At 69.7% G+C, this 14,771-nt stretch carries 15 protein-coding genes; 10 read left to right on the top strand and 5 right to left on the bottom strand.

The genetic code is table 11. The annotated features are described in order from the left end of the window. Positions 1-17 precede the first annotated feature (17 nt). Together RKD05_RS06225 and RKD05_RS06220 are read right to left on the bottom strand one after the other, a co-directional pair. Positions 18-767, bottom strand: coding sequence for a 3-hydroxybutyrate dehydrogenase (locus RKD05_RS06225; protein WP_022879863.1), 750 nt, complete (start codon positions 765-767; stop codon positions 18-20). A 5-nt stretch (positions 768-772) separates the two neighbouring features. After that, positions 773-2,140 (bottom strand): MFS transporter, encoded by a 1,368-nt coding sequence (locus RKD05_RS06220; RefSeq protein ID WP_424708750.1) that lies wholly within the window; start codon positions 2,138-2,140, stop codon positions 773-775. Between the two features lie 104 nt (positions 2,141-2,244). On the opposite strand from RKD05_RS06220, the gene RKD05_RS06215 reads away from it, so the two are divergent. After that, positions 2,245-3,147, top strand: a complete 903-nt coding sequence (locus RKD05_RS06215) for a LysR family transcriptional regulator (RefSeq protein ID WP_424708749.1) — start codon at positions 2,245-2,247, stop codon at positions 3,145-3,147. A gap of 355 nt (positions 3,148-3,502) precedes the next feature. On the opposite strand, the gene sfnG is transcribed toward RKD05_RS06215, so the two are convergent. After that, positions 3,503-4,636, bottom strand: a complete 1,134-nt coding sequence (gene sfnG / locus RKD05_RS06210; protein WP_424708747.1) for a dimethylsulfone monooxygenase SfnG — start codon at positions 4,634-4,636, stop codon at positions 3,503-3,505. A 125-nt stretch (positions 4,637-4,761) separates the two neighbouring features. Between sfnG and RKD05_RS06205 the strand changes: the two genes are divergently transcribed. After that, a complete protein-coding gene (locus RKD05_RS06205) occupies positions 4,762-5,823 on the top strand; it encodes an LLM class flavin-dependent oxidoreductase (RefSeq protein ID WP_424708745.1) in 1,062 nt (353 codons plus the stop codon). 220 nt (positions 5,824-6,043) lie between these two features. On the opposite strand, the gene RKD05_RS06200 is transcribed toward RKD05_RS06205, so the two are convergent. Beyond that, a complete protein-coding gene (locus RKD05_RS06200; protein WP_424708743.1) occupies positions 6,044-7,348 on the bottom strand; it encodes an O-acetylhomoserine aminocarboxypropyltransferase/cysteine synthase family protein in 1,305 nt (434 codons plus the stop codon). Then, on the bottom strand, positions 7,341-8,282 hold the full coding sequence (locus RKD05_RS06195) for an ATP-grasp domain-containing protein (RefSeq protein WP_424708741.1): 942 nt from the start codon (positions 8,280-8,282) through the stop codon (positions 7,341-7,343). The genes RKD05_RS06200 and RKD05_RS06195 overlap by 8 nt, the downstream gene beginning before the upstream one ends. Before the next feature lie 145 nt (positions 8,283-8,427). On the opposite strand from RKD05_RS06195, the gene RKD05_RS06190 reads away from it, so the two are divergent. The 8 genes from RKD05_RS06190 (at position 8,428) to RKD05_RS06155 (ending at position 14,457) form a co-directional block, all read left to right on the top strand. Then, positions 8,428-9,258, top strand: a complete 831-nt coding sequence (locus RKD05_RS06190) for a class I SAM-dependent methyltransferase (RefSeq protein ID WP_424708740.1) — start codon at positions 8,428-8,430, stop codon at positions 9,256-9,258. Positions 9,259-9,344: 86 nt separating this feature from the next. Beyond that, on the top strand, positions 9,345-9,752 hold the full coding sequence (locus RKD05_RS06185; protein ID WP_424708738.1) for a hypothetical protein: 408 nt from the start codon (positions 9,345-9,347) through the stop codon (positions 9,750-9,752). Between the two features lie 189 nt (positions 9,753-9,941). Beyond that, on the top strand, positions 9,942-10,265 hold the full coding sequence (locus RKD05_RS06180) for a hypothetical protein (RefSeq protein WP_424708737.1): 324 nt from the start codon (positions 9,942-9,944) through the stop codon (positions 10,263-10,265). A gap of 84 nt (positions 10,266-10,349) precedes the next feature. Further along, positions 10,350-10,871, top strand: a complete 522-nt coding sequence (locus RKD05_RS06175; protein WP_424708735.1) for a hypothetical protein — start codon at positions 10,350-10,352, stop codon at positions 10,869-10,871. Positions 10,872-10,948: 77 nt separating this feature from the next. Continuing rightward, on the top strand, positions 10,949-11,884 hold the full coding sequence (locus RKD05_RS06170) for an ABC transporter ATP-binding protein (RefSeq protein ID WP_424708733.1): 936 nt from the start codon (positions 10,949-10,951) through the stop codon (positions 11,882-11,884). After that, positions 11,881-12,678 (top strand): ABC transporter permease, encoded by a 798-nt coding sequence (locus RKD05_RS06165; RefSeq protein WP_424708731.1) that lies wholly within the window; start codon positions 11,881-11,883, stop codon positions 12,676-12,678. Before RKD05_RS06170 ends, RKD05_RS06165 begins: the two co-directional genes overlap by 4 nt. 20 nt (positions 12,679-12,698) lie before the next feature. Continuing rightward, positions 12,699-13,805: a sensor histidine kinase gene (locus RKD05_RS06160; protein ID WP_424708729.1), complete on the top strand. Its 1,107-nt coding sequence runs from the start codon at positions 12,699-12,701 to the stop codon at positions 13,803-13,805. Positions 13,806-13,851: 46 nt separating this feature from the next. Next, on the top strand, positions 13,852-14,457 hold the full coding sequence (locus RKD05_RS06155; RefSeq protein ID WP_424708727.1) for a response regulator: 606 nt from the start codon (positions 13,852-13,854) through the stop codon (positions 14,455-14,457). The last annotated feature ends 314 nt before the right edge of the window (positions 14,458-14,771 follow it).

Genomic DNA, 14,771 nt, shown 5'->3' with positions numbered 1-14,771 from the left:
GGCGCCCACCCTCCACGTCAGTGCGCCGACCAGCCGCCGTCCATCACGTAGCTCGTGCCGGTGACCATCGCGGCATCCGGTCCGGCCAACCACAGCGCGAGTGACGCGACCTCGGACGGCTCGACGAGCCGCTTGATCGCGGCATCCTTCAGCAAGACCGTCTCGAGCACCTCGGACTCCGGGATGCCATGTGCCCGCGCCTGGTCCGCGAGCTGCTTCTCGACGAGCGGCGACCGCACGTATCCGGGGTCGATGCACACGCTCGTGACGCCGTGGCGTGCGCCCTCGAGGGCCGTGGTCTTGGAGAGTCCCTCCAGGCCGTGCTTGGCGGTGACGTACGCGGACTTGTATTCCGATGCGCGTATACCGTGCACGCTCGACACGTTCAGCACCCGGCCGAAGCCGCGCTCGTACATCCCGGGGAGGGCCGCGCGAATGAGGAGGAACGGGGCCTCGAGCATGAGCCGCAGCATGAACGAGAAGCGCTCGGGGGCGAAGTCCTCGATCGGGCTCACGTGCTGGATGCCGGCGTTGTTGACGAGGATGTCGACGTCGAGGCTCAGATCGGCCAGGGCCGCGGTGTCCGACAGGTCGACGGCCCACGCGCGGCCGCCGATCTCGGCGGCGAGGGCTTCAGCACCCTCGGCGTTGAGATCGGCGACCGTGACGGTGGCGCCGGCCTCGGCGAACGCGCGCGCGATCGCCGCTCCGATGCCGCTGGCACCGCCGGTGACGAGGGCGCGACGCCCGCTGAGGTCGATGCTCATGTGTCCTACTTTCCCCGCGCGGCGAGCTGGGCGTCCGCGGCGTCGATGTCGCGCAGCGAGATGCCCCGCGTCTCTTTCAGTGACAGTACGGCGATGGCGGTCAGCACGCAGGCCGCCACGATGTACAGAGCGATCGGCAGCCACGACCCGGTGTCCTTGAGCCACTGCGTCGCGAGGATCGGCGCGAGCGAACCGGCGAGGATCGCGGTGACCTGGGCGCCGAGCGAGACGCCCGAGTAGCGCATGCGGGTCGGGAACAGCTCGGCCATGACCGCCGGCTGCGGCGCGTACATGCCGGCGTGGAACACGAGTCCGAGCGCCACGGCGGCCACGATGACGACGGGGTTCAGCGTGTCGAACATCGGGAAGGCGAAGAACGCCCAGGCCGCGCTGAGGATCGCGCCGGTGAGGTACACGGGCTTGCGGCCGATGCGGTCGGCGAGGCGCCCGATCGGGGGGATCACGGCGAAATGGATGACGTGCGCGATCAGCAGCGCGAGGAGCAGTTGGCTCGTGTCGTACGAGTGCACGACCTTCAGGTAGACGATCGAGAAGCTCACGACGATGTAGTAGACGATGTTCTCCGCGAAGCGCACGCCCATCGCCTGGATGACGCCCTTCGGGTACCGGCGCAGCACCTCGACGACACCGAACGACGTCGCCTTCTCCTGCTCGACCTGCTTCTTCGCCTCGAGGAAGATCGGCGCCTCCTCGACGTGCGTGCGGATGTAGAAGCCGACCAGCACGATCACGGCCGAGAGCCAGAACGCGACGCGCCAGCCCCAGTCGAGGAACGCGGCGGGGGAGAGGGCGAACGACATAATCAGCAGGACCGTCGTCGCCAGCAGGTTGCCGACCGGAACCGCGGCCTGCGGCCAGCTCGCCCAGAACGCGCGCGAGCGGTTCGGGCTCTGCTCGGCGACCAGCAGGACGGCACCGCCCCACTCACCGCCGACCGCGAAGCCCTGGATGAAGCGCAGCGCGACGAGCATCGCGGGCGCCCAGTACCCGACGGTCGCGAAGCCGGGGAGGCATCCCATCAGGAAGGTGGCGGCGCCGACGATGATGATCGTCGCCTGCAGCGTCGGCTTGCGGCCGAACCGGTCGCCGATCTGCCCGAAGACGATGCCGCCGAGCGGGCGGGCGACGAAGCCGACCGCGTACGTGACGAAGGCGGCGATGATGCCGTCGAGCGGTGAGCCCGACGACGGGAAGAAGTACGTGCCGAAGACGAGGCTCGCGGCGGTGGCGTAGAGGAAGAACTCGTACCACTCGACGACCGTGCCGGCCATGGAGGCGGCGACGACGCGACGGATCTTGCTGGTCGAGATTTCGGGGGAGGCGCTGCGTTGCGCGGCGGCGGGGGATTCCATGCTGCTCCTTCGGTGTCGACGGTGACATCCGGGGATGAGTCTGCGCGGCGTCGGGTTTTGCGGCAATGCCCAGTGCTGCCGACCCGGTGTGCAGAATTGCACACATGGATGCCACGAACGTCCGCGCCGACGACCTCTTGATGCTGCTCGCGGTCGCCCGCACGGGTCGCTACACCGCCGCCGCGCAGGTCCGCGGCGTCGACCACACCACCGTCGCCCGGCGCATCGCGGCGCTCGAGGACGCGCTCGGCGGCCGGGTCGTCGCCGCCTCGGGCCGCGGGTGGGAGCTGACGGCGCTCGGAAAGCACGCGGTCGAGACAGCCGGACGCATCGAGGCCGCGATGTCGCGGCTGTCGGGCGGGGGAGAGGAGCCGGATCCCGTCTCGGGCGTCGTGCGGATGTCGGCGACCGACGGATTCAGCGCCTACGTCGCGGCTCCCGCGATCGCGGCCCTGCGTCAGCGGCATCCCGAGCTGACCGTCGAGATCGTAGCCACGCAGCGGAGGGCCGCGCTGCACCGGCCGGGCTTGGACCTCGAGGTCGTGGTGGGGGAGCCGCAGTCGTCGCGCGGGACCGCGACGCGTCTCGGCACCTACACGCTCGGCATGTACGCCTCCCGGGCGTATCTCGAACGCGAGGGGACGCCCCGCGACCTGGCCGAGCTCGAGCAGCACCGGCTCGTGTACTTCGTCGACTCGATGCTGCAGGTGGAGGCGCTCGACCTTCCGCGGCGGCTCGTGCCGCGCATGCGCGACGGCGTGACGTCGACCAACGTGTTCGTGCACGTGGAGGCGACACGCGTAGGTGCCGGAATCGGAATGCTTCCGTGCTTCGCCGCCGACCGGCATCCGGATCTGGTCCGACTCCTGCCGTCCGTTGTGGCGGAGAGGCTCTCGTACTGGATGATCGTGCGCGCGGATTCGCTGCGGATCCCCGCCGTCGCGGCCCTGGCCGACGCGCTCCGCGCCCAGACCGCCGCCGCGCAGTCCATGCTCGACGGGGCATAGACGGCTTCCCGCAGCTTCGCGCCGCGGTCAGGTGGCGGGTTCAGCGCGCGGCACCCCGTTCAGTGTCCAAGACACGCGGACCGGGCCTGGCGGCATCCGCGTGTCCTGGACACTCAATCGGGTTCTGGGCGGCGGGGATCCAGGCCGGTCTGACGGGCGCCGCATCGGTCGATGCGTCCAAGACACGCCGCATGGCGCGGTGCAGATGCGGCGTGTCCTGGACACTCGGCTTCCGAACGGCGGGTCAGCGCGCGGCGGCCGGCCCTCCCCGGCCGTTCAGTGTCCAAGACACGCGGACCGGGCCTGGCGGCATCCGCGTGTCTTGGACACTCGATCGGGTTCGTCGACGTGAACCTCAGCGCCGGGCGACGCCGATCGGATCGCCGGTGCGGGCGAGGTCCGCCTCGAGGTCGCGCACGATCGGGATCACCGTCTCGCCGAACCGCTCGAGTTCCTCCTGGAAGTGCAGGAACCCGAGGAGGAAGAGGTCGACACCGCGCTTCTTGTACTCGATGATGCGCTCCGCGATCTGCTCGGCATCACCGAACAGCTGCGTACGGAACCCGTCGTTGTACTGCACCAGGTCGTCGAACGTCGAGTCGGCCCACATGCCCTTCTTGTCGGCGGTGGAGTTCCCCGCCTCCTGCACGCTCTTGCGGAAGCCTTCGACGGCACCGCCGTCGGCATGCGCGATGATCTCGCGGAGCTGCTCCTCGGCCTCCGCGCGGCTGTCGCGCTGGATGACGAAGCCGTTCAGGCCGAAGCGCGTGCGGCGACCGTGTTCGGCCGCGATCCGGCTCACGTCGTCGTACTGCTCGGTGAAGCCGTCGAAGTCCTTGCCGTTCGAGAAGTACCAGTCGGCGTAAGCGCCGCCGTTGAACCGCGCCGCCGTGGAGTTGCCGCCCTGGAAGATGTCGGGGTGGGCGCGACCCGGCACGTCATAGGGGAACGGGCGCAGCGTGAAATCGGTGATGTCGTAGTACTTGCCGTGGAACGAGAACTTCTCCTGGGTCCAGAGTCCCCGCAGGACCTGGATGAACTCGGCCGCGCGCTCGTAGCGCTCGTCGTGCTCGAGCCATTCGAGGCCGAGGTCGGTGTACTCGTCCTTGAACCAGCCGCTGACGACGTTCACGGCGGCGCGGCCGTGCGAGAACTGGTCGGCGGTGTTGATGAACTTCGCCAGGACGGCCGGATGCCAGATCCCGGGGTGGATGGCCGAGATCACGTTCAACTTCTCGGTGGCCAGGAGCAGCGCGAGGCTGATCGACGTCGACTCGTGCTGCTGCGCGGCGCCGTAGCTCGAGGCGTACCGCACCTGGCTCAGCGCGTACTCGAAGCCGACGCGTTCGGCCGTGCGGGCGAGTTCGACGTTGTAGTCGAGGCCCCAGTCGGTGCGCTGCTCGATCGAGCTGATCACCAGGCCCCCGCTGACATTGGGGACCCAGTAGGCGAACTTCAGGAGCTCGTGCGTGGGGGCGATGTCGGTCATGGGGGTCTCCTCGGGGATCGGAACCCGGCTACGGTTGCACCCCCTCCGACGGGGGTCAACGGCGTGTGACGGCCCGTGTCCCCGCGTGACGACACACGCCGTCGGGCCGGGTGAGGATGGATGCCATGACCTCCCCCCAGCGCGTGCGTTTCGGCTACTGGACCCCGATCTTCGGCGGATGGCTCCGCAACGTCGATGACGAGCAGACGCCGGTGTCGTTCGCGCACATCGCGGAGATCGCGCGAGCGGCCGAGGAGGGTGGCTTCGACCTCACGCTCATCCCCGAGCTGAACCTCAACGACATCAAGGGCGTCGAGGCGCCGTCGCTCGATGCGTGGGCGGTGACCGCGGGGCTCGCCGCTTTGACCTCGAAGCTCGAACTGCTCGCGGCCGTGCGGCCGGGGTTCCACAACCCGTTCCACACGGCGAAGCAGGCGGCCACGATCGACGAGATCAGCGAAGGGCGGTTCACCCTCAACGTGGTGTCGGCGTGGTGGGCCGAGGAGGCGAAGCAGTACGACGGCCTGTTCAGCGCGCACGACGACCGCTACGCGCGCACGATCGAGTGGGTCGAGGTGCTCCGCGGACTGTGGACGGAGACGCCCTTCGCCTACGCGGGGGAGTACTACCGCACCGAGGGCACGTTCCTCGAGCCGAAGCCGCGCGTGATCCCGCGCCTGTACGCGGGCGGCGAGAGCGAGGCCGGACGCACCGCAATCACGCGCTTCGCCGACGCGTACCTCACGCACGGCGGCACCCTCGGCGAGCTCGAGGTGAAGGTCGCCGACATGCGACGCCGCCGCGCGGAAGCCGGCGCCGCGCCGTTCGAGGCGTTCGGCATGGCCGCGTACGGGATCGTGCGCGACACCGAGGAAGAGGCCCAGGCCGAGGTGGACCGCATCACCGACGTGCGCGGGGGAGCGGCCTACGGCTCGTACCAGGAGTTCGTGAGCAAGTCGAAGCTCGACACCCAGGTCGACCTCAAGGAGTACTCGGTCTCGAACCGGGGCCTGCGCCCGAACCTCGTCGGCACACCCGACCAGGTCGCCGAGCGCATCGTCGCCTTCGCGAACGTCGGCGTCTCGACGCTGCTGCTGCAGTTCTCGCCGCACCTGCCCGAGCTGCAGCGTTTCGCCGCCGAGGTCATCCCGCGCGTGCGCCGGCTCGAGGCGCTGCGCGACGCCTGAGCCGGGTGACTCCCGGGGGTTCGGCTGCCATCGGTGCCGCATCTGCAGGTTCAGTGTCCAAGACACGCGGACCGGATGCCACGGCATCCGCGTGTCCTGGACACTCAACGCCGGAGCGACGAAGCGCCGAAGCGCCGCGTCGCCACTCCGCCCGCCGCGCGGCCCCGCGCCCGCGCCGGTCGCGCGAAGCCCGCCCGCGCCCGCCGCGCGGCCCCGCGCCCTACGCCGCCGCGCGGAGCGCCTGCTCGAGGTCGGCGATGAGGTCGCCGGCATCCTCGAGTCCGATCGACAGGCGGATGAGCCCGTCGTGGATGCCGAGGCGGTCGCGGATTTCCTGCGTGAACCCGAGGTGCGTCGTGGTGGCGGGGTGCAGCGCCATCGAGCGCGTGTCGCCGATGTTGGTCATGCGGCTGAACAGGCGCAGCGCGTCGAAGAAGCGCTCGGCGCCCTCGCGGCCACCGCGCACGGTGAACGAGAACACCGAGCCGGTGAGTCCGCCGTAGTCGCGCACGGCGAGCGCGTGCTGCGGGTGCGACGGGAGCCCCGCGAAGTCGACGCTCTCGACGAGCTCGTGGCCGTCGAGCCACTCCGCGATCTCGCGAGCGGATGCCAGGTGCTGACGCATCCGCACCGACAGCGTCTCCATGCCTTGCTGCAGCAGGAAGCCGTTCAGCGGCGACAGCGCGGGTCCGGTGTCGTTGGCGATGCCGAACCGCAGGTACAGCTCGAAGGCCCGGGGGCCGAAGGCCTCGACGAACGACGGGTATCCCGCGGCGGGGGTCTCGGTGATACCCGGATACGGTCGCGATGACCCGGCCCAGTCGAACGTGCCACCGTCGACGACGGCACCGGCGAGGTTGGCGCCGTGACCCGACAGGAACTTCGTCGCGGAGTGCACGACGATGTGCGCACCCTGCTCGAGGGGACGCAGCAGGTACGGCGTCGCGATCGTGTTGTCGACGACGACCGGCAGGCCGTGGCGCGCGGCGATCCGTGCGACGTGCGAGATGTCGACGACGTCGTTCTTCGGGTTCGGGAGCGTCTCGGTGAAGATCGCCTTCGTCTCGGGGCGGATCAGGGCGTCCCACTCGGCGTCGTCCTCGGGGTCCCAGACGTACTCCACGGTGACGCCGAGGCGCGCGAACGTGCGGCCGAACAGCACCCGCGTGCCGCTGTAGATGCTCGCGGTCGACACGATGTGCTCGCCCGCGCCCGCGAGGCCGAGCAGCGTCGTGGTGATCGCGGCCTGCCCCGACCCGACGACGAGCGCACCCGTTCCCCCCTCGAGCGACGCGAGGCGCGCCTCGGCGACCTGGTTCGTTGGGTTGAGGTTGCGCGAGTACAGGTGCCCCAGGTCGGTGCCGGCGAAGCGATCGGTCGCCTCCTGGAACGACGCGAACCGATACGCCGCCGAGAGGTGCACGGGCGTCACACGCGAGCCGTGCGTGAGGTCTTCGACCTCGCCGGCGTGCACCTGTCGGGTCGCGAACCCGAAGCCGTCCCAGTCGCGATGGGGTTCAGCCACGCACACCCACCGCCTCGTGCGGCAGCAGGGCACCGAGCCAGCGCGCGATCTCGCGCGGACCGGAACGGGGAGCGGATGCCTCGACGTCGGGGTTGTAGTTCGTGTTGGTGTTCACGTCGTAGGTGACGACGCGGCCGTCACGGGTCTCGATGAACTCGATGCCGGCGACGCCGATGCCCTCGGCCGCGAGAAACGCGAGGTACCGGTCGATGAGCGCAGGATCGACGTCGTCGCGGAGACGGAACAGGGGCTCGGGCTCCACGCCGTCGGCACCGGGGATCGCGCACGCCTCGGCCGGGCACAGCTCGAAGCTGCCCGCGCTCGTGTCGACCCGGACGGCGTAGACGAACTCGCCCCCGACGAACTCGGCGCGCGTGATGAACGGCGATCGGGCGACCAGCAGCTCCTGCAGCAGGCTGATGCCGTCGGGTGAGGGCTCGAAGTCGGGGCTGTCGACCCACGCCGCGAACTCGGCGTGCGACTCCCACCGGCGTACGCCCAGGCCCTTGCCGCCCTGGTTGTGCTTGCTGATGAAGGGCGCCTCGAACTCCTCGGCCTTCGCCGCGAGCTGCGCGGTGCCGAACACGGCCGTCGTGCGCGGAACCTCGATGCCCGCGTGCCGGAGCGCGGCGTGCTGCGCCACCTTGCTGACCTCGAGCTCGAGGATGTCGGCGCCGTTCACGACCGTTCGGCCCCACGACGCGAGCCAGCGCAGCACGGCACGGCCGTACTCCTTGCTCGCCGCGTGGTCACGCGTGTGCGCGGACGCACTCAGCCGCGACCAGAACACGCCCTCCGGCGGCTCGACGGAGAGATCGATGGACCCGTCGGTCAGCAGCCACTCCTCGAGCGGCACCCCCTCCGCCTCGAAGGCCGCCTGGAACGGCGGAAGCCACTGGGGGTTCTCATGGATCACGTACACACTGCCCGACATGCCCGTCAGGCTAACCCGGGCCTCCGACACCGGCACAGGCCCTCGTCACGCGCGGTCACGACGGCCCCTCGATCCAAAGGCGCGGCCTGGCGCCCTGGCATCCACGTGTGTATCGTCGCAAGGCTGTGCCGTCGGAAGGGATGCCATGACCACCGAGTACCTCGATGCGAACCGCGCCAACTGGAACGAGCGCGCCACCCTGCACGCCGCCCGCGACGGGTCGGGCTACGGCGTGCTGCGCTACGTGGAGGACCGCGCCGTGCTGAGCGACGTCGTGCGCTTCGACCAGCCGCTGCTCGGCGACCTCACCGGCAAGCGGGCCGTGCACCTGCAGTGCCACATCGGCACCGACACGCTGTCGCTCGCGCGCCTCGGCGCCCGGGTGACGGGTCTGGACTTCTCGGAGAACGCCGTCGCGGAAGCCCGGCGTCTCGTGGCCGAGACCGGAGATGCCGTCGATTTCGTCCAATCGGACGTCGCGCACGCCCTCGACGTCCTCCCGACAGGCGCGTTCGACCTCGTCTACACGGGCATCGGGGCGCTGTGCTGGCTGCCGTCGATCACGGAATGGGCCGGTGTGGTCGCGGATCTGCTGGCTCCCGGCGGCACGTTGCACATCCGCGAGGGGCATCCGATCCTGTGGTCGATGAACGAGACGCTCCCGGGACTCACGCTGGCGTTCCCGTACTTCGAGCAGCCCGCGCCGCTCGAATGGGATGACGACAGCACCTACGTCGAGGTGTCGGCGCCCCTCCAGTCCACCCGGACGTACGAGTGGAACCGCGGCCTCGGCGAGATCGTCACGGCGCTGCTCGATCGCGGGCTGCGGCTCGACGCGCTCATCGAGCACGACAGCGCGGCGTGGGAGGCGCTTCCCGGGCGCATGACCCAGCGTCCGGACGGCGAGTGGGCGCTGACCGAACAGCCGTCGGTCATGCCGCTGAGCTACACGATCCGCGCGTCGAAGCCGGCCTGACGTCGCCGATGATCGGGCGAATCGTCCTGCCCCTCGTTGTGGCGACCGTGCTCGCCCTCTCGGGCTGCTCACCAAAGGAGGCCGCCATGAGTCCGGAAGACGCACGCGATCAGACGCTGACGATCCTGAATGGCACGATCGAGGCCGCGGGAGGAGGAGATTGGACTCTGGAACGAGAAGGTTTCGCCGCCCCGCAGGAATGCCGGGTCGACAATCAGGACGGCGTTTCGTTCGCACACGGCGCTTTCACGACGAATCTTGGGGCCGACCCCGCTGCAGACGTTCACCGTGTCGCGGACTACTGGACCTCGCTGGGTATCGAATCGCGCATCGAATCGAACCCCGTCCCCGCGGTCTTCGGCAGCGGAGGACCGGTCAAGGCCATCTCTTTCGCAACGGCACCCACCTACGCGATCAGCTTGGGCGGCGTCTGCGTGCCCGGCAATCCGTACGACTACTACGACCAGTCCCCGGCAGCCACCCCGGCGGGCTGAGTATCCGAACCGCATAGTCTGTGTCACTCGCGGCGGCGACCTCGCCGGGTCGATCACACGGCCGGTTCGGGGGCGTCGCGAGGCCAGTGGGGGAGGCGAAAGGTCACCGTGATTCGTGAATCGGTCGTCACATTCGCAATGGTCGGCGCACTGGTCTTGACGAGCTGTTCAGCCCCGAACGAAGCCGCAATGACACCGGAACAAGCTCGCGAGCAGACGCTCGAGATCCTTCAAGCGACAATCGCAGCCTCGGGTGCGTCGGATTGGGTTCTCGACCGAGACGACGTGCCCCTGCCGCAGCAGTGCGAGATCGATGGCGAGGAAGGAGTCGCCTTCAACCACGGCGGATACGCGGTAACCAAGGGATCCGATCCCGCCGCGGACGCTCAACGTGTCGCGGACTACTGGGCCTCCGTGGGCATCGACGCTCGAGTAGTCAGCGACCCGGTTCCTCGCGTTTTCGGTGAGGGCGGGTCCGTCGACGCGATCTCGTTCAGCACGTCTCCCGGCTAACACGATCAGTGTTGGCGGCACGTGCGTGCCTGGCAACGCGTTCGACTACTACGACGACACCCCCACGCCAGCACGGAGTTCCTGATGCCCCGCCTCGATCACTGCCCGAAGAATCGCCCGACCGCCCCGAAGCGAGTGAAGGCCACCCGACCCGCGCTCGCACTCCTCGCGACGGCCGCGCTCGCCCTCGCCGGCTGCGCACCGACCCCACTGCCGACCTACGAAACGGTGCGCGGAGAGTCGCAGTCTGCGTTGCAGCGCGTCGTCGACGAACTCCCGGCCGGCCTCAAGGTTGACAAGAATCCCTCCGACAAGCCGTTCGGATGCTCGGGAGACGGGGTCTTCTACACGGGTCAGTGGACCATCGAGACGCCGGAGGGCTTCGACGGTCAGGCGTTCGTCGACAGACTCCCCGAAGCCCTCGGTGAGGACTTCCTCGTCGAGGAGACACGCCTCGAGCTGAGCTACCCGGCGGTCAGCTTCATCGCCACCGGCTACGCCAACAGCACTGTCGACGTCTCGTTGCTCACACGCGACGAGGGAGTCGTCGTCGACCTCCTCTCGACCTCCCGGTGCGCGCAGCCGCCCGCCTCGCCCAGCCCGTAACACCCATGACGAACGTCACCCCCACAAGGTGACCCCCGCCCCAGGTACGGGGCACGGCGCCGCGCCAGCATGAGGACATGACCTCCTCCACCACCGGCCCCGCCGCGATCGACGCGCGGGGCGTCGTCAAGAGCTTCGGCTCCGTCCACGCCGTCCGCGGCGTCGATCTGCGGGTGCAGCCCGGCGAGATCGTGGCGTTCCTCGGCCCGAACGGCGCCGGCAAGACCACGACGATCGACATGATCCTCGGCCTCACCAGCCCCGACTCGGGCTCCATCAGCGTCTTCGGGCACACCCCGCGCGGCGCGGTGTCGCGCGGCCTCGTCTCCGCCGTCCTGCAGACGGGGGGTCTGCTGAAAGACCTCACGGTGCGCGAGACGGTCGAGCTCACGGCAAGCCTGTTCGCCGAGAAGCGTCCCGTGGACGAGGCGCTCGAGCGGGCTGGCATCCGGGATCTGGCGAACCGCCGCGTCGGGCTCTGCTCGGGCGGCGAGCAGCAGCGGCTGCGCTTCGCGATGGCGCTCGTGAGCGACCCGGCGCTGCTGATCCTCGACGAGCCGACCACCGGCATGGACGTCGAGGCCCGCCGCTCGTTCTGGAACGCGATCCGGACGGATGCCGCCCGCGGCCGCACCGTGATGTTCGCGACGCACTACCTCGACGAGGCCGACGAGTACGCCGACCGCATCGTGCTGATGCGCAGCGGCCAGATCGTCGCCGACGGCACCACGGCCGAGATCAAGAACCTCGTTTCGGGTCGGGTGGTGCAGGCGACCATTCCGGATGCCGACATCACGGCGCTCGCATCCCTCCCGGGCGTCGATTCGGTCGAGGCCGCCGGCGAGCGCGTGACGTTGCACACGCGCGACTCCGACGCCCTCGCGCGCCACCTCCTGGCGGAAACCCCCGCGCGGGATCTCGAGATCACCGCGCAGAACCTCGAGAGCGTGTTCGTCGCGCTCACCATCGACTCCCCGGCATCCGCCGACGTCTCGAACGGAGCATCCCGATGACCGCCATCAGCCTCGACCGTCCCGCCCCCGTTCTGGGCGGCTTCACGCTCACGTATCTGCGGATCGAGCTGGTCCGCAAGCTCCGCAACCCGCGGGCGCTGTTCTTCACCGTGGCGTTCCCCGTGCTGATGTTCTTCATCATCGGCTACCAGATGCTCGACGAGCCGCTGACCCAGGTGCCGGTGGCCGATGGGGGAGTGTCGGTGGCCGCGTACATCATGGTGTCGATGGCGATGTACGGAGCGATGATGTCGGCGACCCAGACGGGTGCCGCGGTCGCGGTCGAGCGCGCGCAGGGGTGGACGCGGCAGCTGCGCCTCACACCCCTCAACCCGCTCGTCAACGTGATCGTGAAGCTCCTGGCGGGCATGCTGTTCGGACTCATCGCGGTGATCGCGACGTATGTCGTGGCATCCATTGTCGGGGTTCAGCTGTCGGCGGTGCAGTGGATCGTCACGGGCCTGGCCGCGTGGCTGCTGGCCGGAGCGGTGTTCACGACCCTCGGACTCATGGTCGGGTACATGGTGCCGGGCGAGAACGTCGCGCAGATCACGAGCCTGGCGGTGGTGCTGCTGTCGTTCCTCGGCGGGCTGTTCTACCCGCTGTCGTCGATGCCCGACTTCCTGCAGACGGTCGGCAAGCTGACGCCCGTGTACGGCATCGCCGAGCTGGCGCGTGCGCCGTTGACGGGGGATGCCTTCGACCTCGGCGCCCTCATCAACGCGATCGTGTGGCTCACGGTGTTCGTCGCCGGCACGGTGTACTTCTTCCGGCGGGACACGCGGCGTTCGTGAGCCGCTCTATCGTGAACGGCATGGACGAGACGACCAGCCCGGGGCGCTTCGGTGCCCCGGGCCGGCGTTCGTTCGCGCGGGGCTGGTTCATCGGCGGGGGCATCTCGCTGATCTGGACTTTCCCGACGCTGCTGTCGGTGTGGGAAGTGCCCGATCTCGCGGCGAATCTCATCGGGACGCTCATCGTCGCGGTGTTCGCCGCCGTTTTCCTCCTGAGCGTCCCGTTCGCGCGCCGCACGACCTCCGGGTGGCGCCGGCTGATCCCGGCCGCCGTGATGTTCGCCCTGAGCCTGAGCCTGGCGCCATGGATCGGCGGGGACGTGCGGTGGATGTGGACGTTCGTCGGTGTCGCCGTCGCGGTGTCGAGCGTCGCGCGGCGCCCGACGTGGATCCTCGTGCTGCTGCTGAGCGCTTCGTCGTTCATCGTCGGAGTGTGGAGCGGCGCCGACACCTTCACGAACGTCCTGAGCTCGGCGATCATCCTGTCGATCTCGATCATGATGCTGAGCTTCGTGCAGAACATCACGACCCTCGAACGCCTGCGGGCCACGCAGGAGCAGGTCGCCGAACTCGCCGCCGAGCGCGAGCGCAGCCGCGTCGCGCGCGACGTTCACGACATCCTCGGCCACTCGCTGACCGTGATCACGGTGAAGGCCGAGCTCGCCGGAAGACTCATGGATGCCGGCTCCCCGGCCGCCCGCGACGAGGTGGCGCAGATCGAGCAGCTGTCGCGCGGTGCGCTGGCCGACGTCCGCGCGACCGTGCACGGGTACAGAGGAGTGAGTATCAGCGGCGAGCTCGCCGCGGCCCGCGCGGCGCTGGAGAGCGCCGGCGTCCAGCCCGAGCTGCCCGGGTCGACGGATCAGGTGCCGTCGGACCGGCGCGAGCTCGCGGGGTGGGTGGTGCGCGAAGCGGTGACGAACGTGGTGCGGCACGCCGAGGCATCCGTGTGCCGGGTGTCGCTGGATGCGCGCTCGGTGGAGGTCGCCGACGACGGGCGCGGGCCGTCGGGCGCATCGTCCGGCTCGGGGTTGTCGGGACTGCGCGAGCGCGTCGAGACCGCCGGCGGCCGCATGTCCGTGGGCCGCAGCGACCTCGGCGGATTCCGTGTGAAGGTGACGTGGTGATCGCGGGGCGCGGCGACCTGGGCCCGTTCCGGGTGAGGGGGGCGTGGTGATCCGACTTCTCATTGCCGACGATCAGGCGCTCGTGCGCGGGGCCCTCGCCGCGCTGCTCGGTCTGGAGCCCGACATCGAGGTCGTCGCCCAGGTCGGCCGCGGCGACGAGGTGGTCGAGGCCGCCCGCGCGTCCGAGGCGACCGTGGCGCTGCTCGACATCGAGATGCCCGGCATCGACGGCATCGCCGCCGCGTCTCTTCTGCGCACGCAGGTTCCCGGATGCCGCGCCCTCATCGTCACGACCTTCGGCCGGCCCGGTTACCTCGCGCGTGCCATGCAGGCCGGGGCGTCGGGCTTCGTCGTGAAGGACACCCCCGCCGCGGAGTTGGCGGATGCGGTGCGGCGGGTGTCTCAGGGGCTGCGGGTCGTCGACCCTGTTCTGGCGGCGGAGTCGCTGGCGCAGGGGGATTCTCCCTTGACCGAGCGTGAGACGGACGTGCTCGCCGCGGCCCGCGCCGGCGGATCGATCGCCGACATCGCGCGCATGGTCCACCTGTCGGAAGGGACGGTGAAGAATCACCTGTCCAGCGCGATGGGCAAGACCGGCGGACGGAACCGGGCGGATGCCGTGCGGGTGGCGGTTGAGCGGGGGTGGCTGTGAGCGCGTCCTTGAGTAGCGGCGATCCGCCATCCACTGTGACCGGAGACACACGACCGCCGTTGTCGTCGTCCTTTCGGGGGACAGACGATCGAACGCCGTCGCCGTAGGTTGGTGGGATGCGGTATTCGATCGACGTCGCGGGAGTCGCCAGAGTAGGGACGGAATTCTCCACGTCGATGGGAGGTGTGCAAGTCGGGGCTCGGGCAGCGCTCACGGCCGTGGACAGTGCAGTCGACGCTTTCCACCCGTCCGGCTCTCGCGTAGCCGACGCGCTGCGAGACGTCTTCGCCCACCGACGCACGGCTGAAGCGGAC

The sequence above is a fragment of the Microbacterium sp. SLBN-111 genome, from assembly GCF_049739645.1.
In the GTDB taxonomy this organism is placed as follows: domain Bacteria; phylum Actinomycetota; class Actinomycetes; order Actinomycetales; family Microbacteriaceae; genus Microbacterium.
This window is presented reverse-complemented; position numbering and strand designations above follow the sequence as displayed.